The 25,186-nt window shown below is 64.8% G+C and carries 24 protein-coding genes and 1 tRNA gene; 8 read left to right on the top strand and 17 right to left on the bottom strand.

The genetic code is table 11. The features are described from left to right. Nucleotides 1-9: 9 nt before the first annotated feature. Entirely contained in the window at nt 10-609 is a 600-nt protein-coding gene (locus NKF27_RS12680) for an HD domain-containing protein (RefSeq protein ID WP_253552095.1), read from the top strand. 36 nt (nt 610-645) lie between these two features. Here the strand turns inward: NKF27_RS12680 and NKF27_RS12675 are convergent, their stop codons facing one another. The 4 genes from NKF27_RS12675 to NKF27_RS21250 all read right to left on the bottom strand — a co-directional run bounded on the left by NKF27_RS12675 (nt 646) and on the right by NKF27_RS21250 (nt 5,003). Continuing rightward, entirely contained in the window at nt 646-2,232 is a 1,587-nt protein-coding gene (locus tag NKF27_RS12675) for an SLC13 family permease (protein WP_253552093.1), read from the bottom strand. Nucleotides 2,233-2,589: 357 nt separating this feature from the next. After that, the gene (locus NKF27_RS12670; RefSeq protein ID WP_253552091.1) at nt 2,590-3,315 is read right to left on the bottom strand and encodes a hypothetical protein; all 726 of its coding nucleotides are present in this window, start codon (nt 3,313-3,315) and stop codon (nt 2,590-2,592) included. A gap of 156 nt (nt 3,316-3,471) precedes the next feature. Beyond that, entirely contained in the window at nt 3,472-4,599 is a 1,128-nt protein-coding gene (locus NKF27_RS12665) for an HlyD family secretion protein (protein ID WP_253552089.1), read from the bottom strand. Then, nucleotides 4,599-5,003: a DUF3302 domain-containing protein gene (locus NKF27_RS21250; protein ID WP_367399239.1), complete on the bottom strand. Its 405-nt coding sequence runs from the start codon at nt 5,001-5,003 to the stop codon at nt 4,599-4,601. The genes NKF27_RS12665 and NKF27_RS21250 overlap by 1 nt, the downstream gene beginning before the upstream one ends. Before the next feature lie 512 nt (nt 5,004-5,515). Here NKF27_RS21250 and NKF27_RS12655 point away from each other — a divergent pair. Both NKF27_RS12655 and NKF27_RS12650 read left to right on the top strand, forming a co-directional pair. Beyond that, the gene (locus NKF27_RS12655; RefSeq protein ID WP_253552087.1) at nt 5,516-5,914 is read left to right on the top strand and encodes a hypothetical protein; all 399 of its coding nucleotides are present in this window, start codon (nt 5,516-5,518) and stop codon (nt 5,912-5,914) included. A gap of 7 nt (nt 5,915-5,921) precedes the next feature. Then, nucleotides 5,922-7,475, top strand: a complete 1,554-nt coding sequence (locus tag NKF27_RS12650) for an alkyl/aryl-sulfatase (protein ID WP_367399266.1) — start codon at nt 5,922-5,924, stop codon at nt 7,473-7,475. 405 nt (nt 7,476-7,880) lie between these two features. Here the strand turns inward: NKF27_RS12650 and NKF27_RS12645 are convergent. The 6 genes from NKF27_RS12645 to bioB all read right to left on the bottom strand — a co-directional run bounded on the left by NKF27_RS12645 (nt 7,881) and on the right by bioB (nt 13,183). Beyond that, nucleotides 7,881-7,965, bottom strand: a tRNA-Leu gene (locus NKF27_RS12645). Between the two features lie 150 nt (nt 7,966-8,115). Then, nucleotides 8,116-8,808 carry a dethiobiotin synthase gene (bioD, locus tag NKF27_RS12640; RefSeq protein WP_253552085.1) on the bottom strand — a complete coding sequence of 231 codons (693 nt, stop codon included), beginning with the start codon at nt 8,806-8,808 and terminating at the stop codon, nt 8,116-8,118. An 84-nt stretch (nt 8,809-8,892) separates the two neighbouring features. Beyond that, nucleotides 8,893-9,915 carry a methyltransferase domain-containing protein gene (locus NKF27_RS12635; protein ID WP_253552083.1) on the bottom strand — a complete coding sequence of 341 codons (1,023 nt, stop codon included), beginning with the start codon at nt 9,913-9,915 and terminating at the stop codon, nt 8,893-8,895. Further along, nucleotides 9,912-10,856: an alpha/beta fold hydrolase gene (locus tag NKF27_RS12630; protein WP_253552081.1), complete on the bottom strand. Its 945-nt coding sequence runs from the start codon at nt 10,854-10,856 to the stop codon at nt 9,912-9,914. Before NKF27_RS12630 ends, NKF27_RS12635 begins: the two co-directional genes overlap by 4 nt. After that, the gene (gene bioF / locus NKF27_RS12625; RefSeq protein ID WP_253552079.1) at nt 10,853-12,025 is read right to left on the bottom strand and encodes an 8-amino-7-oxononanoate synthase; all 1,173 of its coding nucleotides are present in this window, start codon (nt 12,023-12,025) and stop codon (nt 10,853-10,855) included. Before bioF ends, NKF27_RS12630 begins: the two co-directional genes overlap by 4 nt. A gap of 63 nt (nt 12,026-12,088) precedes the next feature. Then, nucleotides 12,089-13,183 (bottom strand): biotin synthase BioB, encoded by a 1,095-nt coding sequence (gene bioB, locus NKF27_RS12620; protein ID WP_253552077.1) that lies wholly within the window; start codon nt 13,181-13,183, stop codon nt 12,089-12,091. A gap of 333 nt (nt 13,184-13,516) precedes the next feature. On the opposite strand from bioB, the gene NKF27_RS12615 reads away from it, so the two are divergent. Further along, on the top strand, nt 13,517-14,086 hold the full coding sequence (locus tag NKF27_RS12615) for a ComF family protein (RefSeq protein ID WP_253552075.1): 570 nt from the start codon (nt 13,517-13,519) through the stop codon (nt 14,084-14,086). A 51-nt stretch (nt 14,087-14,137) separates the two neighbouring features. Continuing rightward, a complete protein-coding gene (locus NKF27_RS12610) occupies nt 14,138-15,130 on the top strand; it encodes a serine/threonine protein kinase (protein WP_253552073.1) in 993 nt (330 codons plus the stop codon). 46 nt (nt 15,131-15,176) lie between these two features. Here the strand turns inward: NKF27_RS12610 and NKF27_RS12605 are convergent, their stop codons facing one another. After that, nucleotides 15,177-15,758: a hypothetical protein gene (locus tag NKF27_RS12605; protein WP_253552071.1), complete on the bottom strand. Its 582-nt coding sequence runs from the start codon at nt 15,756-15,758 to the stop codon at nt 15,177-15,179. Nucleotides 15,759-16,204: 446 nt separating this feature from the next. On the opposite strand from NKF27_RS12605, the gene folE reads away from it, so the two are divergent. The 3 genes from folE to NKF27_RS12590 all read left to right on the top strand — a co-directional run bounded on the left by folE (nt 16,205) and on the right by NKF27_RS12590 (nt 18,857). Then, nucleotides 16,205-16,762, top strand: coding sequence for a GTP cyclohydrolase I FolE (gene folE, locus NKF27_RS12600; protein ID WP_045993969.1), 558 nt, complete (start codon nt 16,205-16,207; stop codon nt 16,760-16,762). Nucleotides 16,763-16,847: 85 nt separating this feature from the next. Further along, nucleotides 16,848-17,267, top strand: a complete 420-nt coding sequence (gene folX / locus NKF27_RS12595; protein WP_045993970.1) for a dihydroneopterin triphosphate 2'-epimerase — start codon at nt 16,848-16,850, stop codon at nt 17,265-17,267. A gap of 129 nt (nt 17,268-17,396) precedes the next feature. Next, the gene (locus NKF27_RS12590; protein WP_253552069.1) at nt 17,397-18,857 is read left to right on the top strand and encodes an NAD-dependent succinate-semialdehyde dehydrogenase; all 1,461 of its coding nucleotides are present in this window, start codon (nt 17,397-17,399) and stop codon (nt 18,855-18,857) included. Between the two features lie 185 nt (nt 18,858-19,042). On the opposite strand, the gene purH is transcribed toward NKF27_RS12590, so the two are convergent. The 6 genes from purH to accB all read right to left on the bottom strand — a co-directional run bounded on the left by purH (nt 19,043) and on the right by accB (nt 25,106). Continuing rightward, a complete protein-coding gene (gene purH, locus NKF27_RS12585; protein ID WP_253552067.1) occupies nt 19,043-20,623 on the bottom strand; it encodes a bifunctional phosphoribosylaminoimidazolecarboxamide formyltransferase/IMP cyclohydrolase in 1,581 nt (526 codons plus the stop codon). Nucleotides 20,624-20,701: 78 nt separating this feature from the next. Beyond that, nucleotides 20,702-21,034, bottom strand: coding sequence for a DNA-binding transcriptional regulator Fis (fis, locus tag NKF27_RS12580; RefSeq protein WP_045993973.1), 333 nt, complete (start codon nt 21,032-21,034; stop codon nt 20,702-20,704). Beyond that, nucleotides 21,031-22,098: a tRNA dihydrouridine synthase DusB gene (dusB, locus tag NKF27_RS12575; RefSeq protein ID WP_083970531.1), complete on the bottom strand. Its 1,068-nt coding sequence runs from the start codon at nt 22,096-22,098 to the stop codon at nt 21,031-21,033. Before dusB ends, fis begins: the two co-directional genes overlap by 4 nt. 146 nt (nt 22,099-22,244) lie before the next feature. Next, nucleotides 22,245-23,162: a 50S ribosomal protein L11 methyltransferase gene (gene prmA / locus NKF27_RS12570; RefSeq protein ID WP_045993974.1), complete on the bottom strand. Its 918-nt coding sequence runs from the start codon at nt 23,160-23,162 to the stop codon at nt 22,245-22,247. 86 nt (nt 23,163-23,248) lie between these two features. Continuing rightward, nucleotides 23,249-24,589, bottom strand: a complete 1,341-nt coding sequence (accC, locus tag NKF27_RS12565; protein ID WP_253552065.1) for an acetyl-CoA carboxylase biotin carboxylase subunit — start codon at nt 24,587-24,589, stop codon at nt 23,249-23,251. A 46-nt stretch (nt 24,590-24,635) separates the two neighbouring features. Beyond that, nucleotides 24,636-25,106 (bottom strand): acetyl-CoA carboxylase biotin carboxyl carrier protein, encoded by a 471-nt coding sequence (gene accB / locus NKF27_RS12560; RefSeq protein WP_045993976.1) that lies wholly within the window; start codon nt 25,104-25,106, stop codon nt 24,636-24,638. Nucleotides 25,107-25,186: the final 80 nt, after the last annotated feature.

Genomic DNA, 25,186 nt, shown 5'->3' with positions numbered 1-25,186 from the left:
AGCGACAGCGTGGACACACCCTCCAGCGACGCAAGCGAGATTTCGGGCATCGACACCGTTGAGGCGGCGCGGCTCTTCGCTACGGCGGCTCACGGCGCCATCGGTCAGCGGCGCAAGTACCTGGATACCCCCTACATCGAGCATCCCGCCGCTGTGGCCGCGCTGGTCAGCCGCCACTGTCCCGGCGAACCCGCCATGGTCGCCGCCGCCTGGTTGCACGATGTACTGGAGGACACCCAGGTGACGGCCCAGACACTGGGCGAAAACTTCGGGGAAGAGGTGGCCGCGCTGGTGTTGGCGCTAAGCGATCTCGAAGGGCCTGAGGTGGGCAATCGCGCCGAGCGCAAGCGCTTGGCGCTGGAGCGTCTGGCACAGGCCGGGGCCCGCGCCCAGACCATCAAGTACGCCGACCTGATCCACAACACCGGCTCTATCGTCGAGCATGACCCGGGATTTGCACGCCTCTACCTGAAGGAAAAGCGAGCCCTGCTCGAGGCCATGACCGAGGGGGAGGTCGGCCTTCGTCGCTTGGCCTGGGAGGTGCTTGAGCAGGCCGAGGCCCGTCTTCGACAGCGCCGACAACCGGGAGAGAGCCCCACCGGCAGGTGAGGCTCCTGGTAGCGATCAGCCAATAGCGCGGACGCTCTAGAATTGCAGACCCAGGGCCAGCCCCCCGAGTACGTAGCAGAACAGGGTGATCAGGGCGACGCCGATCACGTTGAGCACGATCCCGCCACGGGCCATCTGCGAGATGGTGACGGCGCCGGAGCCGAACACGATGGCGTTGGGCGGCGTGCCCACCGGCAGCATGAAGGCGCAGGTCGCGGCGAAGGCGGCAGGTATCAGCAGCGTCATGGCGTCGGCGCCAATGCCGACGGCGACCCCGCCCAGCACCGGGATGAAGGTCGCGGCGGTGGCAGTGTTGGAGGTGATCTCGGTAAGAAACAGCACGATGGTGGTCACCGCCACCACCAGCGCCACCATCGGCAGCGCTCCCAGCGCGCTGACCTGTTCGCCGAACCAGCCGTCGAGCCCTGACGCCGCCACCGCGCTGGCCAGCGACAGACCGCCGCCGAACAGCAGCAGTACGCCCCAGGGCAGGCCATCCTCGGCGTCCTGCCAGTCCAGCACCATGTCGCCCTTGGCGTTGCCCGGCAGGAAAAACAGCACGATACCGGCGCCGATGGCGATGGCGGTGTCATTCAAGGCGTCAAGGAACGAAAACCAGTCGCCGATCAGCGGCAGGCTGGCGATCAGCCCCGGTACCACCCACAGAAAGGCCGCACCGGCGAACACGAACATCACCATGCGCTCGCCCTGGCCGAGCGGTCCCAGGTGATCGAGCTGGTCTTCGATCATCGCCTTGCCGCCGGGAATCTCATCGAGCTTGAAGCGATAGAGCACCCGGGTCATGAGTACCCAGCCGATCAGGATAAAGGTCAGCGCCAGGGGCAGACCGACCATCATCCACTGCAGGAACCCGATGTCCCGGCCCAGTTCGTCGGCGGCGTAGCCGGCGACGATGGCGTTGGGGGGAGAGCCCAGCAGGGTGCCAAGCCCGCCCATGGAAGCCGACCAGGCGATGGCCAGTACCAGGCAGACACCGAAGCTGCGGATGTTGTCATCCTTGATGATGTCCGAGACGCGGCCGCCCTTGTGCAGGTCTTCTCCGACCGCGTCACTGTCCTGTGAGCTCGAGCGTTCCACCACCAGGGTCAGCACCGACAGCGCAATCGGCAGCATCATCAGGGTGGTGGCGGTGTTGGACACCCACATGGACAGAAAACCGGTGGTCAGCATCATGCCGAGCACGATACGACGAGGTTCGACCCCGACGCGATGCAGGGTGGTCAGGGCGATACGCCGGTGCAGTTGCCACTTTTCCATGGCGATGGCGATCAGGAAGCCACCGAGAAACAGAAACACGATGGAGCTGGCGTAGGGAGCGGTGGCCTCGGACACCGAGCGTTCGGTCAGCATGGGAATCAATACGATGGGCAGCAGGGAGGTGACCGACAGCGGGATCGCCTCGGTCATCCACCAGATCGCCATCAGGGTGCCGATGGCGGCCACCCAGCGGGCATCTGGCGACATCGACTCGGCACCCCCAAGGGCCACCCAGACCATGGCCGCACCGGCCAGCCCGAAGGCCCGCAACGACCAGATCAGCCGAGGCGAGCGTCCGCCGCTGTCGCTGTCAACGTCCTGTTGTTGTGTAAGTGACTCTGCCATGGGGCCTCCCGCCGATCGCGAAGATGGATGTGACACTGCGGTGATGTACCGCCATCTCAGCGTAGACGAGGGCCAGGGACGTCGAGTTTGGGGGCCGACGTCGGGGGCACAGGACGAAGCGAACCGGCACAGCCTGATAGGTCATCCTCTCGGGCGGGGGCGAGAGCCAGGGGCGAGAAGCAAGAGGCGGGGCGAGAGACGAGAGGCGAGAAGCGAGAGGCGAGAGACGAGAGGCGAGAAGCGAGAGGCGAGAGACGAGAGGCGAAAGACGAGAGGCGGGGCGAGAGACGAAAGACGAGAGGCGAGAGGCAAGAAGCGAGAAGCAAGAAGCAAGAAGCGAGAGGCTGTCGGCGGACCTCAGACAACGGCGTCAGACGGGGCCTTTGGGGTGACGTCATCGAGCCGATGGTAACTGGCCAGCAGGCGGCGGCTGACGCGAACATTGTTGTAGAGCCTCTGTCTGCCGTCATTGGACGTCGACGCCTCTCCATGGCGCTCGAGACAGGCTTCGGCCCGATCCAGCAGCTCGCCAAGCTGGGCGGGAGTAAAGTCGTGGCCCGATGATGTCCGTTGCGAGGCAGGCAGGGAGGCGTCCTGCGGCAGCAGTTCCACGATGCGGTGGTACTGGCTATGCAGCAGACGATGGAGGGCGCGGGCGAGGTCCTGTGACAGGTCGGCCTGAAGGCCTTCGGTAGCGACCTTGTCGTCAAGTTCCAGCAGTGCCGGTACACGGGGATCGACGCCGTGGATGGCGTGTTCGCCTTCGGGGTGCTTCAGCGTCAGCGGTATCAGCATGCGGTAGAGATGAAGGCGGTCGCGTTCCAGCGATTTGCGCGTGGCGTCCGCTTCCTGGCTCAGGCGGTTGAACTTGACCTGGGCGCCGAGGGCGTTGATCTGACTGACCGAACGGGAATAGCCGATCACCAGCGCGCTGACGAGACCCAACGAGAACAGCGAAACCGCAGCACCTCCGTTGACGTCGTCGCGACTGTCCAGCAGCCAGTAGCTCAGAGCGGCGCTGGTGATGACGATCACCAGTGCCACCCAGGTATTGGTGCGCGTTGATTCCTTCCTGCTGTGCATCCTTGCCCCCCCGCCCCCAGCCACCTGGTGTGCCTTTCGTCGGGCACACCGGGGAAAGGCTGGGCGCTGTCTGACGCTCCCTGGTTCGCCACGCTGGGCGGAACCTGACTGGGGCCAGCCTAGCAGCGGGTCAGCGTCGGCGAAACGCCTGTCGACTCAGTGGTCGATGTAGACATAGTGCTGCCAGCCGAGCATGCGCAACAGCACCTTGCGCATGATGGCGACGTGGTGAAAGTGCTCGGTGTAGACCGCTGCCTGGGCGCCGATGCCCAGCGGCATGTCCGGCATATCCTGGCCCGGGGCGAGCTTCAGGGTCACCAGCGCAGGGGCGTCGGTCCTGGCGAAGGCGTCGGCGCCCAGCAGCCGATCACCGGCGGCGACCTGGGACTCGGCGATGGCCGGCAGCACCTCGATGACTTCGGCGGCGAACACCTGGCCCGGCAGGGCGGTGAAGGTCAGTTCGGCCTCGTCGCCTGGCTGGATGCGGTTGAGCGCCTGCTGGCGGAAGGCGCCGGTAAAGCGGCCGGGTTCGTCATGCACGAAGACCCCCAGTGGCTTCAGCGGCAGCGGTACCGCCATCATTCCCGGGCGCACCGCGAGCTGTGTCAGAAAGCCGCCCGTGGGTGCGCGGATGACCGTATTTTGCAGATCATATTGTGCCTCGGCCAGTTGGGCGCGCTTGGCGACGACCAGCGGGTCCTCGTCATCGCCGTCGGGGCGCTGTTCGGCGCGGGCCCGCTCGAGGGCGGCCTCGGCCTGGGCGACACGTGCAGCCGCGGTCTGGGCGTTCTGGGAGGCTTCGTCGATCTGCTGACGGCTGAAGGCCGAGGACGCGGCCTGATAACGTGCCAGGGTCCGACTGGCCTGATCTCTATCGGCCTGGGCCGCCACCAGGTTGGCCTCGGCCTCGGCAACGCCGGCGCTGCGACTGTCGGAATTGCGCAGGGCGTCTTCGAGCTCCGCCGTCAGCCGCTCTACCCGGGACTCGAACTGGGTGGCGTCCAGGATGAACAGAGGGGTACCGGCCTCGACCAGGGTGTTGGGGTCGACCTCGACGGAGCTGACCCGAGCCCGGACCTCGGATACCAGCGGCGTCACCGCGTAGGCCTGGCGAACCTGGCGGGTAAAGGGATGGTTGTAGTTCATCAGCAGCACCAGGGTCGCGACCACGATGATGCCGCCGAGTACCGCAGTGGGAACCGTCCACTTGTTGAGCGGGATGCGGAAGATCTTGAACACGGCGATACACAGCGCCGCATAGGTCAGCACGATAAGCAGATCCATCAGTCCTGACCCCCCTGGGTATTGCCGGACGTATATTGGGCGCGAGCCGGTGGCTCTGCCTTGAGCGACGGCGCTGAGGCCTCCTGGGCGTCGAGCCGCTGGCGCAGGTGGTCGAGTTCGAGGCGTAACTCGTCGATCTCGCTGCGCTCTCGCGCCTGTTCTTCCTCGATCTGCTTGAAGCCCCAGCCGCGATCGGGCCGATAGAGGGTGGCCCAGATCCACAGGAAGGGCCACAGCACATGTAGGGTGAACAGGCTGACCCAGCCGGCGACGTGGATCGCGTCCTGGTGCGGGTGGTCGCGCTTCTTGGCGATACCGTAGGGGATGTCGTGGATGACGATGACACCGTAGAACAGGGTCAACACCACGAAGCACAGGATGCCGAGGGCAAAGTAGTTCAGCATGCAATGACCTTTTTTCGCGGACCTGCGCAGCGTGCGAGGTCGATTTCAATCATGGAACATGCATGTAACGATAGCAGGATCGAGCCCAGATAAAGCCAACGGATGCTTAGGCGGCGTCAACGGGACGCACCCGTCCCAGTGCTGGATTCCACGCTAAGGGTCAGGTTTCGCCAGAGGCTCGTTTCGGGCAGTTGCATACGCTATCGCAGGGGAGTGTCGCAATGGACTAAGTATTATTTGGATAAGGGCTGAGCTTGCGCTGGGGCCAGGGTGCGAATAAGGCTATGAAGCAGGTCAGCATTCGTGACGACTTGCCTATGGATGGCGATGGGCCGGCAAGGTCTTGGCTTTATGATAGTAAAAAGCAATCAAGAATGTATTTGTGATAGTTTTTTGGTTGATAAATATGCCGTGACGGCCTCAGGTCTCTGTTCTAGCTTGAATGAGCACAATTCATTAATGACTATTGGTCGCGTTTGGCCAATGCGCATCGACAGGGACGATTACAGGGAATGAAAACCATACCTTTCGCAGTCACGGCGATTGCACTTGCCATTGGCGCCACTCCGGCAGTTGCTGCTGAAAACGCCGCATCGGAAAGCACGAAAGCCTTCAACCAGCAACTGCGAGATTACTTGCCCTTTGATGATGATACCGATTTCGAGAATGCCAGGCGTGGCTTGATTGCTACGCTGGACGAGAGTGTCATCAAGAAGCCGGACGGTTCGCCTGTCTATGACACGGCGCAATTTGACTTTGCCACGGGGGACTCTCCGGATACGGCAAATCCCAGTTTATGGCGGCAAAGTCAATTGAACGCAATAAATGGCTTGTTTGAGGTTGTTGAAGGGAAAATTTATCAGATACGAGGTTTTGACCTTGCCGTCATGACCTTCATCAGGGGGGGATAATGGATGGATTGTCGTCGATCCCCTGACCGCCAATGAAACGGCTGCCGCCGGCCTGACTTTGCTGCAAGAGCATGTGGAAGATATTCCCGTTACCGGCGTGATTATCACGCACAGTCATGTGGATCACTTCGGGGGTGTAAAAGGTATCCTGACCCAGGATGAAGTCGATGCAGGTGAGATTCCGATTGTGGCGCCTGAGAATTTCTTCGAAGAGTCTGTCAGTGAGAATCTGATCGCCGGCAATACGATGAGTCGTAGGGCCAGTTACATGTATGGCAACGTTATCGAGAAAGGGCCAGAAGGCTCACTTGGTTCTGGGCTTGGCACCACCACCGCAGCCGGTACTGTGACTATCGCTCAACCGACGATAACGATTGACGACACCCCAACGACCGAGGTTGTTGACGGCGTCGAGATCGAGTTTCTCAACACGCCAGGTGCAGAGGCACCGGCTGAGCTGATGTTTTATGTACCTGAGTTCAAGGCATTGATGCAGGCAGAGGAAATTAGCCACACCCTGCATAATCTGTATACCTTGAGAGGTGCAAAGGTACGAAGCGGTGATCTGTGGGCCAAGTATATTCACGATGTCATCAACCGGTATGGAGACGATGTAGAGGTCAGTCTGGGGAGCCACCACTGGCCCACCTGGGGCAACGAGAATGTCGTTGAATACTGGGAAAAGCAGCGTGATACCTACCGCTACCTGCACGACGAAGTGCTGCGCCTGGCCAACCATGGCGAGACAATGCTCGAGATAGCAGAACAGATCGAGCTGCCGGACTCGCTCGCTCAAGAGTTCTACAATCGTGGTTACTACGGTAGTGTCAGCCATAATGCCAAGGCGCAATATCAGCTGTACTTTGGGTGGTTCAGTGGTAATCCTTCCGAGTTGCATGAACTTCCTCCTGCAGAAGAAGGTGCAAAGTTTGTCGAATACGTAGGTGGCGCGGAGCAAGTTCTCGAGAAGGCTCGTCAGGACGTAGATGAGGGGAACTATCGGTGGGCCGCGACGGCGTTGAATCATCTTGTCTTCGCGGAACCTGAGAACCAGGAGGCCAAAGACCTGCTGGCAGACGCTCTGACTCAGATGGGCTATCAAGCAGAGAGTGGTCCTTGGAGGAATTTCTATCTATCCGGGGCGAAGGAACTTCGTGAAGGCGTAGCCGAGGTGGCGACACCCGATACTGCCTCCCCAGATATGGTGAAAGGTCTACCGCTCGATATTTATCTGGATTATCTCGCTGTAAGACTTAACCATCCTGAAGCCGTCGGTAAGGACTTCGATATTAACTTTGAAATGCCCGACGTTGACGAGAAGTTCACCATCTCCATTTCTAATGGGGTAATGAACTACACGATTGGCGATTGGGCAGAAGATGCAGCGGCAACGGTGACAATCGATCGTGCGCAACTGGATAGCATCAACCTTGGTGAAACAACCATGGCGGATTCGATTGATGCGGGCGACGTGACCGTGGATGGTGATCAGCAGACTGTCGATGAATTTATCGGCCTGCTCGACAGCTTCGAATTCTGGTTCGATATCGTAACGCCCTGACCATCGCTTCAACCTTCGATGTAATGGCAAGAGCGCCCTGAACCGCCCCTCAAGTTTGGGGCGCTCTTTTTTGGGACCACTGTAAGGTCTCGAAGTATCGCGGGAAGAATATGCAGGGGAAGCCGGGATTGTTCGCCGTCGGTGGCGATGGCGTTCGGGCTTTTCCTGCAAAGCGCCATGAGATGATGGAGTGCTTGCGAGCGCTGACCAGGCCTATCTGCAGCAATGCCATCACGCTCAAGAGGTGATAGGTAGGTGCTGGATCATTGCAGGGAAGACCCTGACGAGCCGTCATGTCAGGTGTCGCCAGGCATGATGAGACCATGCCAGGATTCTACCCTGAGCGAATGGCCTAGGCGTCTTGGGAAACTGACAGCTGTAGGAAAAAGCTGAGCGAGATCAATATGGTGCGGATGGGGAGACTCGAACTCCCACGCGCTAAGGCACTAGAACCTAAATCTAGCGTGTCTACCAATTCCACCACATCCGCACGCGGGGTAGGCGGGGCATATTTTACGTTGCCGGCCTGGCAAGTCAAACACTTCCGTGAGGTGCGCTCGCTTCGATCGAGTCAGGGCCCCGCTATCCGCCCGGACGCTGCGAGCGGCTCGGGGGCGGGGCTGAGGCTTGTGAGGTCGAGCTATGGCAGCGAAAGATGATCGGCGGCTTGATCGGCCAGTGCCCGATGGTCGCTGCCATCGAGGCGAGGAATGATGCCGAGGCAGGGCCCCGGCAGTCTGGCTTTCAGGTGATCGAGGTTGTCCCGGTAGAGGGTTTCATCTTCGGCGAAGCCGGGATCGACAAGGTTGCCGATCCAGCCGGCGCAAGTGACGCCATCTGCCTTGAGGGCTTCGGCGGTCAGCAGGGCGTGGTTCAGGCAGCCGAGTTTCAGTCCCACCACCAGGATCACCGGAAGCTGAAGGCGTGTGGCGAGCCCCGCCAGGTCCTCCTGGTCGTTGAGCGGGACCCGATAACCGCCGGCTCCCTCGACCAGGATCAGATCACGGGGGAGCTCAAGGCTTCCCCCCAGCGTGTGGCAGAGCCTGTCGAGGGACAGGTCCGCGCCGGCATAGCGAGCCGCCAGGTGTGGCGCGATGGGGGGCGCGAAGGCGAAGGGATTGATGTCGTCATAGGGTACAGACGGCACGCTCTGGGCCTGCAGGGTCAGGGAGTCGATATTGCGCAGGCCCTCGGCGGTGGACTCACACCCCGAGGCGATCGGTTTGAGGCCGAGGGTGGTCTGGCCCTGGCGGCGTGCCAGGGCCAGCAGGCCGGAGCTTGCCAGGGTCTTGCCGGCGTCGGTGTCGGTGCCGGTCACAAAGTAGCTTGGCATGGCGAGTGCGGGATCCTGTGCTGCAAGTTTGGTGGCGGTGAAACGACGATGGGGCACCTCACTCAGGGGCGCGGTGGTCAGGCGTCAGCGATCGAGAATCAACGTCAGCCGCTGGTAGGTCACCGGTAGTCCTTCGGGTCTGCGCAGGTGTTCATAGCGGGCCCGCGCCTGTCTTATATCCTGACGGCTCAGACGGGCGCCGGGACGGGCGACCTGGGCGCCGACGCCCTTGACCGAGGCCATCACGGCGTCCAGGTCCGGGTAGTAGAAGCGCTCGGCACGCTGCTCGAAGGCGGTGGCGGCCCAGGGGCGGGAAAGCACTGCACACCGGTGGTCGTCGAGGCTTGCGAAGTCCAGCACTCCACTGGCCTTGCCCGGTTGACGCCAGACCTGGCCGATCTCTGCCAGGGTGCCTGGCAGCAGGGTGTTGAGTACCGCCCGTCCCCCAGGCGCCAGGACGCGATGGAGTTCCGCCAGCACCTGCTCCAGGTCGGGACACCACTGGATGGCCAGATTGGATATCGCCAGGTCGAGACTGGCATCGGCCAGCGGCAGCGCCTGGGCGTCGGCGCAGACCCAGGCGCACGCCGTGGCGCGCGGATGAGGTGATGCCTCTTGTCGACGTGGCTGGGTGCCTCGGTCGTCCTGGGCTGGTCGGGCCGGTGTCTGTTGGGCCGGTGTCTGTTGGGCCGGTGTCTGTTGGGTCGGTGTCTGTTGGGTCGGTGTCTGTTGGGTCGGTGTCTGTTGAACCAGTGTCTGGCGAGCCTGTGCCAGCATCGCCGCGGACAGATCCAGCCCCAGCACGCTGGCGTCAGGGTAGCGCTCGGCCACTCTTCGGGTCAGGTCGCCGGGCCCGCAACCCAGATCGAGGATCCGCTCGGCGTGATCTGGCAGGTGGGGCCACAGCGTCTCGGCCATGGCCATCTGGGCGCGCGCCAGTTCTCGGTAGCGCGGGGCCGCCCGCGAGAACGCTCGGGCGACCCGTCGCTGCCAGTCACCGGGTGTGGCATCGGGCGCTGCGGAGACGCCCCTCTGGTCCGGCGCGTCCGTGGCCGTGTCGCTGGAGCGCGCGGGCTCGAGCTGGCGCTGCACAAGCGGAGCGTTCATGGCGTCACCTCGTCAAACCCCTGGACTTCGCGGTCGGCATCGGTTGCTTCGCGGTCGGTATCATCGTCTTCGCGGTCACCATAGTGAGCCCCGCGGCGGCTGGTGGGTGCCTTTCCTTCATCTAGCATCCGCAAGGCGTGGCGCTGAATCGCCTCGGCCAGACGGGCCGGCTGGCTCAGCATCGGGCAGTGTCCGGCGCCTTCGATACGCTCGTCCATGGCCGCGCGTACGGCAGGCGCCAGCAAGGGGTCCGTGGCACCGCACAGGGACGTGACGGGGACGGGAGTTGCATTATCCGGCGCTTGGCTTGAGACATGGCCTGGTACGCCGCCAGGCAGGTCACCGATATCGGCGCTTGCCAGGGTGGCGAGGCCCTGCTCCAGTGTGGCGTGATCGGCGCCGATGTCAGGCGTCAGCAGGCTGCGCAGCCGGCGCAGGGCGTCACGGGGCGAGGGCTCGCCGGACAGCTGCCAGCGCAGAAAATGCTCTCTGGCCCTGGTCGGGTCGCGGCGGAAGGCGGCGCGAAAATCAGCCAGCGCGGTCGTTGTCACCCCGTTCGGGTGACAGAAGGTCGGACCCATGCCGAGCAGCACCAGGCCGTCGGGGGCGGGCAGGTGCCGGGTCAGCGCGGCGGCCTGCAACGCGCCGAGCGACCAGCCCACCCAGATGACCGGCTCGCTGTCGCGGGACGACAGGGAAGGCCCCATGGCCTTCGCCAGCGTCTGAAGGCCAGAGGACGGGTGTGCCTGCTGCTGGAAAAGCCCCGTGTCTGCGTCTGAGGCGTCTGCGTCCGAGACACCTGCGTCTGCAAGCCCGGGCCTGCCGCCCATGCCGGGCCAGTCGATGGCCTCCACCGTCACCGAGGTCCCCCAATGGCTCGCCAGCGGTGACCAGATTCTGGCGTCGATGGCCCAACCGGACAGCAGTACCAGCCGGATCATCGGGATGCCCCTGCGCAGGTGGCCGACTCCTGCTTCTGGCAGGTCAAGAGCGCCTCGAGCAGACGGTCGATGTCGTGGTCGTCATGGGCGGCGCTCAGGGTGACACGCAGCCTCGAGGCGCCGGCGGGAACCGTCGGCGGGCGAATGGCGCCCACCCGGATGCCGGCGTCGTCAAGCGTGCTGGCCCAGTCCAGGGTGCGCTGCTCATCGCCGAGCAGGATCGGCTGGATGGGGGTGGCCGACGCCATCAGCGGCAGCTTAAGGCTGGCGGCTTCGCGTCGGAATCGCGCGATCAGCCCATCCAGATGGCGGCGTCGCTCGGGTTCGCCGGCCAGTATCTCGAGAGACTGAAGCGTCGCTGCCGCCACCGGCGGGGGCAGGGCGGTGGTGTAGATGTAAGGGCGGGCGAACTGGATCAGATGCTCGATCAGGGCGTCATCGCCGGCGACGAAGGCACCGGCGGTGCCGAGCGCCTTGCCCAGGGTGCCGACCAGCACGGGGACCCGCTCGCAGCCGAGTCGTCGACCGACGCTACCGTCGCCGTTTTCGCCCAGCACGCCGATGCCATGAGCATCGTCGATCATCAGCCAGGCGCCGTGGCGCCGGCTGAGCTCGGCCAGGCCGTCGACGTCGGCGCAGTCCCCGTCCATGCTGAAGACACCGTCGCTGATGACCAGGCGGCGGCTGGCGTCCGGCACCCGATCCAGCAGGCGCGCCAGGTCATCAAGGTCGTTGTGGTGATAGCGCCGTGAGCGGGCGCCGGACAGCCGGGCACCGTCGATCAGGGAGGCGTGATTCAGCCGGTCTTGCAGAAGATGCACGCCGCTGTCACAGAGCGCCTGTATCACCCCCAGGTTGGCCATGTAGCCGGTGGAGAACAGCAGCGCCCGGGGGCGCCCGGTGAGGCGAGCCAGTGCTTCTTCGAGTGCCTCGTGCACCGTGCTGTGTCCGGTGACCAGGTGTGAGGCACGGGCCCCGGCGCCGAAGCGCTGTGCACCATCGGCGGCGGCCTCGGCCAGGCGCGGGTCAGCGGCCAGACCGAGATAGTCATTGCCGGCCATGTCGAGTCGTTGCGCGTCCTGCCGATGGACACGGCGCTGGCGCCAGCGATGCGCCTCGTGGCGTGCCTGGGCACTCTGGCGCAGATGGGAATGCCAGTCTGCGCTCATGGGGTAGGCTCCCGGCGGGGACGCACCACAGTGGCGCAGGGCAGGCAGCGGGCGCACATGGGGCTAGACCGCAGCGTCATAGAACTGGGCGCTGCTGGCTTCCCTGGCCTGGCGCTCGATCTGCCGGGCCAGGACCTGTTCGCGCTCGTCGTCACTGGCACAGGTGTCGCGACGTTCCGGATGCAGGCCAAGCTTGTCGAACAGCGCGCGGTCGCGCTCGACCTGTGGGTTGCCGGTGGTCAGCAGGGTGTCGCCGTAGAAGATCGAGTTGGCGCCGGCCATGAAGGCCAGTGCCTGGGTCGACTCGTCCATTTGCTCCCGCCCGGCGGACAGTCGCACATGGCTCTTCGGCATCATGATGCGGGCCACCGCGATGGCGCGCAGGTACTCGATGGGGTCGAGGTCCTCGACGTTCTCCAGGGGCGTGCCGGGGACCTTGACCAGCATGTTGATCGGTACCGACTCCGGGTGCGGTGACAGGTTGGCCAGCTGCCTGAGCAGCCCCGCGCGATCGCGGGCGGTCTCGCCCATGCCGAGGATGCCGCCGGAGCAGATCTTCATGCCGGCCTGGCGCACATTGCCCAGGGTGTCGAGGCGATCGGCGTAGCTGCGCGTGGTAATGATCTCGCCGTAGTACTCAGGCGAGGTATCCAGATTGTGGTTGTAGTAGTCGAGGCCGGCGTCGGCCAGCTGGTGGGCCTGGGCTTCGTCGACCATGCCGAGGGTCATGCAGGTCTCGAGCCCCAGCGCCTTGACCCTTTTCACCATTTCGATGACCACCTCGAGATCCCGCTGGCGCGGGCTGCGCCAGGCGGCGCCCATGCAGAAACGGCTGGCACCGGCATCGAGTGCGGACTTCGCCTGCTCCACCACCTTTTCGATCTCGAGCAGCTTCTCCTTGTCCAGGCCGGTGTTGTAGTGGCCCGACTGAGGACAGTACTTGCAGTCCTCGGGGCAGGCGCCGGTCTTGATCGACAACAGGGTCGAGACCTGAACGGCGTTGGCATCGAAGTGCTGGCGGTGGATGCACTGGGCCTTGAACAGCAGATCATTGAAGGGCAGGGCGAACAGCGCTTCGATCTCATCGAGCGTCCAGTCGTGACGGGGGGCGGCATCGGCGGCTAGGGTGGAAACTGTGGACGTCGAGTCGGCAGACATGGGTGTCTCGCTATGGTCAACTTTTTAAAATCGGATTGGTTGACGACAAGGATAAGTGGTGTGGCGAAGCTGTCAACCTGCGTGATCGGCAAGGTTGACCATGGCGTGGCGAAACTGATGGCGGATCGCTGCCTGTTCTGCCTGGCGACTCTGGCGCCAGGGCCAGGGCCAGGGTCAGGGTCAGGGGAAGGGTCGGGAGAAGGGTCGGGAGAAGGGTCAAGATCGGGGCTCGCGGCGATTGCTGCGCCGGGTCCTGTGTCCGTCCTGCTGTGTGATCCCTGCCGCCGAGGGCTTGACCTCAATCGTTGTCCCTGCGAGGGCTGTGGCGAACCCTTGCCCGAGCACCGCTGGCGGCGTCCGGCGGGTGAACGCCTGTGCGGTCGCTGTCTGGTGGAGCCCTTCAGCTTCCATGAGGTGCGGACGCCGCTGATCTACCGCGACGAGATCAGACGTCTCGTCCAGCGCTTCAAGGCCGAGGCCCATCTTCCCAGCGCCCAGTTGCTGGTCGCACTGTTTCTCGAGGCATCCCTCGTGGGCGAGAATGGCGTGCCTGACGCTCTGATCGGGGTGCCGCGTCATCCCGTCAGGGCCAGGCGCTTTGGCTTCGATCAGGGCCAGTGGCTGGCCTGCGAGCTGGGGCGTCGGCTCGGCGTGCCGGTGAGGCGGGCCTGGCGGCGTCGCGATGATCGCCCCCAGCATGAGCTCGGTTCGCGGGCCCGTCGTCGCATCGCGTCGGGCATGTTTGGTATCGCGTCAGGGCTGCCTCGGCACGTAGCGCTGGTCGATGACGTCATGACCACCGGGGCCACCCTTGAGCGGCTGGCGCAGGCCTGTCGCCGCGCGGGGGCGCGCCGGGTAGACGCCTGGGCGCTGGCGAGGACGCCGCCACCCTGGCTCTGTTAAGCTCGGCGCCTCTCGCCTCGTTTGATATTTGTGCTTTTACCCGGAGCCCCCATGACCACGACCCCCACGCCCTTCAGTGAACTTTCTCCGCAGCGCGTGGTGGAGGCGATCGAATCACTGGGCTTGTGGCTGCCCGGCGAGCCCTTTGCGCTCAACAGCTACGAGAACCGCGTCTATCTGGTACAGGACGATGACCGCAAGCGTTGGGTGGCCAAGTTCTACCGCCCTGATCGGTTGAGCGATGAGGCCATCGGCGAGGAGCACGGCTTCCTGCGTGAGCTCGACGATGCCGGGGTGGCGGTGGCGGCCCCCTGGCGCAACGACGCTGGCGAGAGTCTGCACCGGGCGGGGGGCTACCGCGTGGCGCTGTTTCCCCACCTGCCCGGCCAGGCGCCTGAGCTCGAGAACCCCGACCATCTGTTCGCCCTGGGTGAGCTGATAGGACGCGTCCACGAGGTGGGCCGGCGCGGCGAGTTCGCCCATCGCTGTCGGCAGGAGCCCCGCGCCATGGCCGAGCAGGCCCGTCGCACGGTACTCGAGAGTCCCTGGTTGAGCGAGCGTCAGCGCAAGGCCTACGAGCGCATCTCGCAGCAGTTGATCGAGGCGCTGGCACCACCCGCGGGTGTCAGCGCACCCATGCAGAGGGTTCACGGCGACTGCCACATCGGCAATATGCTGGGGCGGGAGGATCGCTTTGCGCTGGTCGATTTCGACGACGCGATGATGGCGCCGGCGGTACAGGACCTGTGGATGCTGTTCACCGCCCAGGGGCCGGAGGAAAGGGCGATGCAGCTATCGGAGGTGATCGAGGGCTACGAGCAGGTGATCGATTTCGATCGCCAGCAGCTCGCCCTGATCGAACCGCTGCGCGCCCTGAGGTTGATGCGCCATAGCGCCTGGGTGGTGGCGCGCTGGGACGATCCGGCCTTTCCCCGGGCGTTTCCCTGGGTCGCCGACGCCGGCTACTGGGACGAGCACATCCGCCAGCTGGAGCATCAGCGCCTGGCCCTGGCGGATTCCGAGCGCTGGCTGGCGGGTGGCTGACAGATGGGGTCTGGCGGACGCCGTGTGCTGTCCGCCATAGGTGCCGCTACTCGGACGGAGTGGTCTGGCTCGACGGGGTGGCCTGCTTGGTTTCGGTGTCGGCGTCTTCGCCACGACGTTCGGCGTTAAGCTGCGCAGACGGATTGGGCATCTGCTCGATGGCCAGCGGTTCGGTCAGTTCCAGCTGAAAGACGCGGTCGGCGTCCAGGTGGCAGCCGCCGTCATCGCAGGCGGCGATGCCGAACTGGCCATCCTCGTCATAGGCGCCGGCGATGAGTTCGCCGGAGTAGATGTGGCTTTCGCCGCCATCGGTCTCGACGCAGGTGAGGGCCTCGGTGGTGATACGCAGGCGTTGGCCATCGCGCTTGGCGTCGCCGACCAGCACGCAGTAGTGGGGCAGGTCGGTGCGTCCCTCGGCATCGGCGGCGGGCTTGAGCATGACATCATCGAGCCGCTGTCCGGCGGGGTCGAGGTCGATGCCTTCGATAATGCTGACGTCGATGCGTGCCTGGGCGGGTAGCTCCAGGCTGTCCGCCATAGCGGGCGTCATGCTGGTCAGGGCGCTGAAGGTCAGAATGGCGACGAGGGGCGTGCTGGGCCGGGCAAGCAGGCGGCGAAGGGCAGGCATTGGCGATTCTCGCGATATGGCTGGCGAAATGCGGGCAACAGGACGGGTAGCTGCATGGAGGCATGCCACCGACAGTGTCGCCTGGCACATGGACAACCTGATGACGATAGCACAGGGCTGTCGGGTGGACAGCTATCGCTCTCGTTGCGCGACACTCTGTCACGTACCTCGTCGCGACGGTGGCGGCAATCTCCCAATAGGCATTGGCAACGGGCTTTTGCCGCGGGCTGTGGCAAGCTCGGGTGTCGCGCCGATTTCTCGCCAATGATGGGGGGGTGACGGTGGGCAAAAACGCCAGGCGAACTGCGGAAGGCGACACGCTGCGGTAGACTATCGCTCACGCAATGCAAAAGCTATACTTCAAAAATTGTTTGTACAGGTTTTGTGGAGCCAGGCGGGCCGCCTGGTGTTCGCCCGAGCCGACGACTCCCCTGAAGGGCTGGATCATGACTGACGAACTCGCCAATCACTATCGACACATCATTGAGGAACTGGGCGAAGACCCGGAGCGAGAAGGGTTGGTGGATACGCCCAAGCGTGCTGCCAAGGCCATGCAGTTTCTCAACCGCGGCTACACCCAGTCGCTGGAAGAGATCGTCAATGGTGCGGTGTTTTCGTCCGAGACCGACGAGATGGTGCTGGTCAAGGACATCGAGCTGTACTCCATGTGCGAGCATCACTTGCTGCCCTTCATCGGCAAGTGCCATATCGCCTACCTGCCCAACGGCAAGGTGCTGGGACTGTCCAAGTTTGCCCGGATCGTCGACATGTACGCCCGCCGCATGCAGATCCAGGAGAATCTGACCCGTCAGATCGCCGATGCCGTGCTGCAGGTCACCGATGCCCGGGGCGTGGCCGTGGTGGTGGAGGCGCGACACCTGTGCATGATGATGCGAGGGGTCGAAAAGCAGAATTCCAGCATGACGTCCTCGGTGATGCTGGGGGCCTTCCGCGAGAAGCCGAGCACCCGTCAGGAGTTCCTGACGTTGGTCAACAGCCGCTGAGGAGCCGGTTCTACGGCCGCCGCACGAAGCGCTGAAGCCGATGCTTTTCGTTTACCGCTTTCAAGCATGACGCACGGGAGGGGCCATGTCCCTGCATGTACTGGGTGACCAGCATCTGGATCACGACCTTGCCACCATCCGCATCAAGAACTTGCGGTTGAGGACCTTCATCGGCATCAAGGAGGAGGAGATCCTCAATCGCCAGGACGTGGTGATCAATGCGGTGATCCGCTACCGCGCCGACAAGGCGGTGGCGTTCAATCATATCGAACAGGCGCTCAACTACCGCACCATCACCAAGCAGGTGATCGCGCTGGTGGAGGAGAACCGCTTTCAGCTGCTGGAGCGGATGACCCGCGAAGTGCTGGACCTGATCATGAGTCACGAGCAGGTGCTGACCACCCAGGTGGAGATCGACAAGCCCCATGCGCTGCGCTTTGCCGACTCGGTGTCGATCACGCTGTCGGCCTCGAGGGCGCCGCGGGATCAGGATTCGGTGAGTTGAGGCGACGGCTTCGAGTTGGCGATCGGCCAGCGGAACGCTTAGCATGAAAGCTATATCGTCGTCGCGCAGTCGCTGAAGCGTCGTCGCCAGTCATTGCAGTTTTCCGTCAAGCCCGAGCCAGGAGCCTTCATGAAAGCCCTTAACGACATGCCGCTGTTTCGCCCCTTTGCCTATATCGACGGAAGCTGGGTGGCGGCCGACAGCGGGGAGCAGATCGACATCGTCAATCCGGCCAGTGGCGAGACCATCGCCCAGGTGCCCCGTCTGGGTCGCGCCGAGACCGAGGCGGCGATCGACGCGGCCGACGCCGCCCTGCCGGCCTGGCGCGCGCTGACGGCCCAGGAGCGGGCAGACATCCTGATGAAGTGGTACGAGCTGATGCTCGAACATCAGGACGAGCTGGCCACCATCATGACCCTCGAACAGGGCAAGCCGCTCAAGGAAGCCGCCGGCGAGATCGTCTACGCTGCCAGCTTTTTGCGCTGGTTCGCCGAGGAAGGGCGCCGGGTCTACGGCGAGACCATTCCGGCGGCCAAGGCCAACCAGCGTATCGTGGTGACCAAGCAGCCGGTGGGTGTCTGCGGCGCCATCACGCCCTGGAACTTCCCCGCCGCCATGATCACCCGCAAGGCTGGCGCGGCCCTGGCGGCAGGCTGCACCATCGTGGTCAAGCCGGCCAGTCAGACCCCGCTGTCGGCCACCGCGCTTGCGCTGCTTGCCGAGCGCGCCGGGGTGCCGCGTGGGGTGTTCAACGTGGTACCGGGTTCGGCCAGCGAGATCGCCGCGGCCCTGACCGAATCACCGGTGGTGCGCAAGATCACCTTCACCGGTTCCACCGAGGTGGGGCGTACCCTGATGTCCCAGGCGGCCCAGCATATCCAGAAGATCTCGCTGGAGCTTGGCGGCAACGCACCGTTCATCGTGTTCGAGGACGCCGATCTGGACGCGGCGGTGGACGGCGCCATGGCTGCCAAGTTCCGCAATGCCGGCCAGACCTGCGTGTGTACCAATCGCTTCCTGGTGCAGTCCAGCGTCATCAACGCCTTCAGCGAGAAGCTGGCGGTGGCCATGAACAGCGAGCTCACGGTCGGCGACGGCACCACCGAGGGCGTCAACATCGGACCGCTGATCGACGACAAGGCGGTGGGCAAGGTCAACGAGCATGTCCAGAACGCGGTGGACAAGGGCGCCGAGCTGTGGATCGGTGGTCACCCCCATCCGCTGGGTGGCAACTACTTCACGCCGACCCTGGTCAGCGGTGCCACCAGCGAGATGAAGGTGGCCCGGGAAGAGACCTTCGGTCCGCTGGCGGCGGTATTCCCGTTCGATGACGAGGAGGACGCCATCGAACTGGCCAACGACACCGAGTTCGGTCTGGCGGCCTACTTCTACTCGAAGGACCTGGGCCGAGTGTGGCGAGTGGCCGACGCCCTCGAGTACGGCATGGTCGGCATCAATACCGGCCTGATCTCCAACGCCGCGGCGCCCTTTGGTGGGGTCAAGGCCTCCGGCCTCGGTCGCGAAGGCGGGCACCAGGGCCTGGCCGAGTTCCTCGAGACCAAGTACCTGTGCATCGACCTCGGCGAGTAAGTCGCTGTCTGCCGCCATCCTGCAGGTGGCGGCAGACCGCTCAGCGATAGCACACACACAAGGGCCCCGACGCACGCGTCGGGGCCCTTGTCGCAGATTGGCGCGTAGATTGGCGGGCGGCTCCTGGGTGGGCCAGAACCGGCGGGACCTGGGGTCCCGCCGCGCCGCGCCGCCACGCGACCGCGTCAGTGGCGGAAGTGGCGCATACCGGTGAACACCATGGCGATGCCGGCCTCGTTGGCGGCGTCGATGACCTCCTGGTCACGCATGGAGCCGCCGGGCTGGATCACCGCGGTGATGCCGGCGCTGGCGGCGGCGTCGATGCCGTCACGGAAGGGGAAGAAGGCGTCGCTGGCCATCACCGAGCCGGGCACCGAGAGGCCTTCGTCGGCGGCCTTGATGCCGGCGATGCGGGCCGAGTAGACGCGGCTCATCTGGCCGGCGCCGACGCCGATGGTCTGGCCTTCCTTGACGTAGACGATGGCGTTGGACTTGACGAACTTGGCGACCTTCCAGGCGAAGGCCAGGTCACGCATCTCCTGCTCCGAGGGCACGCGCTCGGAGACCACCGTCAGGTCGTCGCGGGTGACCGTGCCCAGATCGCGGTCCTGGACCAGCAGACCGCCGGTGACGCGCTTGAGGTCGTGGGCCGGTGCCATCTGGCCGAGCCAGTTGGCGCTGACGTCGAGCAGGCGCACGTTCTTCTTCTCGGCGACGATGGCCTGGGCCTCGTCGCTGACCCCGGGGGCGATGATCACCTCGACGAACTGACGATCGATGATGGCGCGGGCGGTGTCGGCGTCCAGCGGCACGTTGAAGGCGATGATGCCGCCAAAGGCGCTGGTGGGATCGGTGGCGAAGGCCTTGTCGTAGGCCGCAAGAGCGCTCTCGCCCACGGCCACGCCGCAGGGATTGGCGTGCTTGACGATGACACAGGCGGTGTCGTCGAAGCTCTTGACGCACTCGAGCGCGGCGTCGGTGTCGGCCACGTTGTTGAACGACAGCGGCTTGCCCTGCAGGGTGACGGCGGTGGAGACGCTGGGTTCGCTGGCGCCTTCTTCCACGTAGAATGCCGCCTGCTGGTGGGGGTTCTCGCCGTAGCGCATGGACTGCTTCTTGGTCAGCTGCAGGTTGTAGGTGCGCGGAAAGCCGTCCTCTGCGCCCTCGACCCGACGGCCAAGATAGTCGGCGATGGCACCGTCGTAACCGGCGGTGTGTTCAAAGGCCTTGACCGCCAGGTCGAAGCGGGTGGCCTGGGCCAGCGCGCCGCCGTTGTCACGCATCTCTGCGATCACCCGGTCGTAGTCGTCGGCGTTGACCACGATGCTGGTGTAGGCATGATTCTTGGCGCAGGCGCGCACCATGGTGGGGCCGCCGATGTCGATGTTCTCGATGGCGTCTTCCAGGCTGCAGTCAGGACGCGCCACGGTGGCGGCAAAGGGGTAGAGGTTGACCACCACCATGTCGATGGGCGCGATGTCATGCTCGGCCATGACCTCGTCGTCCTGGCCGCGACGCCCGAGGATGCCGCCGTGGATCCTGGGGTGCAGGGTCTTGACACGGCCATCCATGATCTCGGGAAACCCGGTGTGCTCGGACACCTCGGTGACGGCGATGGCGTTGTCGGCCAGCAGGCGGTAGGTGCCGCCGGTGGACAGCAATTCGACGCCCATGTCGGCGAGGGCGCGGGCGAAGTCGACGATACCGGTCTTGTCCGACACGCTGATCAGGGCGCGACGAACGGCGAGAGAGGAGGGCTGGGCCATGGGGATGTCTCTGTTGCGAAGGGAAGCGAAGGGCGCCTTGGCGCAGAAAAGGGAGCCGTGGGCTCCCTTGGGGTCGGGTCAGATCAGTTCGTAGTGCTTGAGCTTCTTGCGCAGGGTGCCACGGTTGAGTCCGAGCATCTCTGCGGCACGGGTCTGGTTGCCGTTGGTGTAGACGAGCACCGACGACAGCAGAGGCGCCTCGACCTCGGCCATCACCATGGCGTGGAGGTCGGTGACGGTGCCGCCGTCGAGATGGTCGAAGTAGCGTTCCATGGCGGCGAACACGGCCTCGCGCAGGGGACGTTCGTCACTGGCCTGCGGTGCGGAGGGTGCCAGGCCGTCGAGGCCACGCTGAGAGGTGTCGAGTTTGGAGGCGGACACCGACTGGTCGATGGGTTGCTGGCTGGTCATGCGGCACGGGTTCCATGGTGTGCCACGGCCCTGGCCACGCGCTCGGGGGCGCTGGCGGGGTCGTGACGAAAGAGTTCGTCGATAAAGTCGCGCTGGGCCTGGGTCGAGGTCAGGCCGTTGAAGGTGGCCTTGAGCTGGCGACGGCCATCGTCGTCGAGGCGTCGATCGCTGGACAGGTACCAACCCAGATGCTTGCGCGCGATGCGCACGCCCATATGGTCACCGTAGAAGGCGTGCAGAGCATCGAGGTGAGAGCCGAGGACGTCGCGTCGTTCCGCGTCGGAAGGCGCCGGCAGGATTTCGCCATGGCGCAGATAGTGGCTGATCTCGCGGAAGATCCAGGGGTTGCCCTGGGCGCCTCGACCCACCATCACCGCATCCGCACCAGTATAGTCGAGTACGCGCCGAGCCTTTTCGGGAGACGTGATATCGCCGTTGGCAAAGACGGGGATGCTGACTCTTGATGCCACCTCGGCGATGGTCTCGTACTCGGCTTCGCCCTGATAGCGTTGCTGGCGATGACGGCCGTGGACGGCCAGCGCCTGGATGCCGGCATCTTCCGCCAGCCGGGCGATGCGCACCGCGTTGTTGGACTCGGCGCACCAGCCGGTGCGGATCTTCAGGGTCACCGGCACGTCGACGGCGGCCACCACCGCATCGAGGATCTCCGCCACCAGCGCCTCGTCCCGCAGCAGGGCAGAGCCCGCGGCCTTGTTGCAGACCTTCTTGGCCGGGCAACCCATGTTGATGTCGATGATCTCGGCGCCCTGTTCGGCGTTGAGGCGGGCGGCGGTGGCCAGCATCTCGGCGTCGCCGCCGGCGATCTGCACCGCCCTGGGGCCGGGTTCGCCCCGGTGGTCCATGCGCAGGCGCGACTTGCGGGTGTGCCACAGGCTGGGATCGGAGGTGACCATCTCGCCCACCACCAGTCCCGCGCCCAGGCGACGACAGAGCGCGCGGAAGGGGCGGTCGGTGACCCCGGCCATGGGCGCAAGGATCACCGGGCCGGCCAGCTGATGCGGGCCAATGCAGGTGGTGATGCCTGAATCTTGCTGTTGCACCATGGGGGATCTGGGATCGTGGTCTGACATGGGAGCTGCCGTCGTTCCGGGGCTGCATATCATACGCCTCGAAGCATCTTTGGTGAAGGCGTGTTCGAGACGTTTTAATGCGAAAGGCTGCCCGGTGACAGCCTCTCGTGGCGCGATGTTCAGTCCTTGGCGGGGCGCCGGCCGCTAAGCCGCACCCAGCCTTCACGGACTTCCGGCTCGTCCATGAAAAGTCCCTCGTGGCGGTAGGCGTCGATCACCTCGTCGGCCTGGGCCTCGAGGATGCCCGACAGCGCCAGGCGACCACCGTCGGCGACATGGCCGGCGATGGTCGGGGCCAGTTCCACCAGCGGGCCGGCCAGGATATTGGCCACCACCAGGGCGAAGCGCTCCTCGCCCATCTGCTCCGGGTAGCGCAACGTCAGGCGCGACTCGTCGATGGCGTTGCGCTCGGCGTTGTCACGACTGGCGCTGAGCGCCTGCGGGTCGATGTCGGTGCCGATGGCTCGGGCGGCGCCGAGCTTGAGTGCGGCGATGGCAAGGATGCCGGAGCCACAGCCGACGTCGAGCAGTTCGATGCCGTCGAGTTCGCCGTCGAGCGCCAGCCCATCGAGCCACTCGAGACACAGCGCGGTGGTGGGGTGGGTGCCGGTACCGAAGGCCAGGCCCGGGTCCAGATGCAGATTGACCGCGTCATCCTCGGGCGGCTGGTGCCAGCTCGGCACGATCCACAGTCGCTGACCCATGCGCAGGGGCTCGAAGCTGTCCATCCACTCGCGCTCCCAGTCGCGGTCATCGATCAGCTCGTGCTCGATGACCGGGCAGGGCTCGCCGGGCAGGGATTCGGCCCAGGCGGCAGACAGCCGCTCGAGCATGTCCGCCAGGCCGTCCAGATCGTCGTAGAGACCGGTGAGAATGGTCTGGTCCCACAGTGGGGTGGTGCCCCGGTCCGGCTCGAACACCGGATCGTCGTGGGCGTCCTGCAGGGTGATCGCGGTGGCGCCTTCGGCCAGCAGCAGTTCCTCCAGCAGTTCCGCCTGCTGTGGTGGGACCTCGGCCTTGAGTTGAAGCCAGGGCATGGCGGTATTCCTCTTCGGTCTGGTGCAACGTCAACGGGGCGGCCTGGGCCGCCCCGTTGTCACGCTCTTGGTGCAAAGCCGCCGTGCTACTGCGCGAGCTTCTTCTCGAGGTAGTGAATATTGATGCCACCCTGCTGGAAGTAGCCGTCGCGCACCAGGTCCTTGTGCAGGTCGGTGTTGGTCTTGATGCCTTCCACCAGCAGCTCGTCCAGGGCGTTGCGCATGCGCGTCAGCGAGGTCTCGCGGTCGGCGCCCCAGGTGATCAGCTTGCCGATCAGCGAGTCGTAGTGGGGCGGCACCGTGTAGCCGGTGTACAGGTGGGAGTCCATGCGCACGCCGAGACCACCCGGAGGATGGTACAGCGTGACCTTGCCCGGAGAAGGCATGAAGGTGCGAGGATCCTCGGCGTTGATGCGGCACTCAAAGGCGTGGCCGTTGAGCTCGACATCTTCCTGGCGGATCGACAGCGGCAGGCCGGAGGCGATGCGCAGCTGCTCGCGCACGATATCCACGCCGGTGACCATCTCGGTGACCGGGTGCTCTACCTGGACACGGGTGTTCATCTCGATGAAGAAGAACTCACCGTCCTCGTAGAGGAACTCGAAGGTGCCGGCGCCGCGGTAGCCGATTTCCACGCAGGCTTCGCGACAGGCGTCCAGCACCTTGGCGCGGGCGTCCGGATCCAGGCCCGGCGCGGGTGCTTCTTCCAGCACCTTCTGGTGGCGGCGCTGCAGCGAGCAGTCGCGGTCATACAGGTGGATGGCATTGCCCTGGCCGTCGGCCAGCACCTGAACCTCGACGTGACGCGGCTTCTCGAGGAACTTCTCCATGTACACGGTGCCGTCGCCGAAGGCCGAGTGGGCCTCGGTACGGGTCACGGTGACCGCGGAGATCAGGTGGGCTTCGGTGTGCACCACGCGCATGCCACGTCCGCCGCCGCCGGCGGCGGCCTTGATGATCACCGGGTAGCCGATGCGCCGGGCGGTGGCCAGCAGCTCGCCTTCATCGTCGCCCAGCGGCCCGTCGGAGCCTGGCACCGTGGGCACGCCGGCCTTCTTCATCGCTTCGATGGCGCTGACCTTGTCGCCCATCAGGCGAATGGTCTCGGCGCGCGGGCCGATGAAGGTGAAGCCGGAACGCTCGACCTGCTCGGCGAAGTCGGCATTCTCGGAGAGGAAGCCGTAGCCGGGGTGGATGGCGCTGGCGTCGGTCACCTCGGCCGCGCTGATCAGCGAGGGGATATTGAGGTAGGACTGGGCCGAGGAAGCGGGGCCGATGCACACCGCCTCATCGGCGAGCCGCACGTGCATCAGTTCGCGGTCGGCCTTGGAGTGGACCGCAACCGTCTTGATCCCGAGCTCCTTGCAGGCCCGCAGGATGCGAAGAGCGATCTCGCCGCGGTTGGCGATAAGAACCTTGTCCAACATGGTGGTGTCCGCCGAAAGTGAATGATCAGGGAAGACGCAAGTCTTCTCAGGAGATGACAACCAGGGGCTGGTCGAACTCGACCGGCTCGCCGTCCTCGACCATGAAGGCCTCGATCACGCCGTCACGATCGGCTTCGATCTGGTTCATCATCTTCATCGCTTCGACGATGCAGATGGTGTCACCCTTGCGCACGCTGGCGCCGACTTCCACGAAAGGCTTGGCGCCGGGTGCCGGGGAGCGGTAGAAGGTGCCGACCATCGGCGAGACCACGGCCTGGCCCTGGTAGCTCGGGCCGCTGTCGGCGCTGGGTGCGGGAGCTTCGGCCGGGGCCTGGGCAGGTGCGGCCGCCGGTGCAGCGGGTGCGCCCCAGGGTTGGGCGGCGGGTGCCGGCTGCCAGCTGCCACCCTGCGGATGACGGCTGATGCGGACCGATTCTTCACCTTCCTGGATCTCGATTTCGCTGATGTTGGACTCTTCCAGCAGTTCAATCAGCTTCTTGACCTTACGAATATCCATGACGTTGTCTCGATCGTGTGAAGTGTCTACCGGGCGCTGTAAACCCGGTCCAAGTCGTTAGAGATCGCGGCAAGATGGCG

It is taken from the genome of Halomonas sp. DN3, assembly GCF_024137905.1.
In the GTDB taxonomy this organism is placed as follows: Bacteria; Pseudomonadota; Gammaproteobacteria; order Pseudomonadales; family Halomonadaceae; genus Halomonas; species Halomonas litopenaei.
Note: the sequence above shows the minus strand (reverse complement) of the source record. Positions and strands in the feature narration are given on the sequence as shown.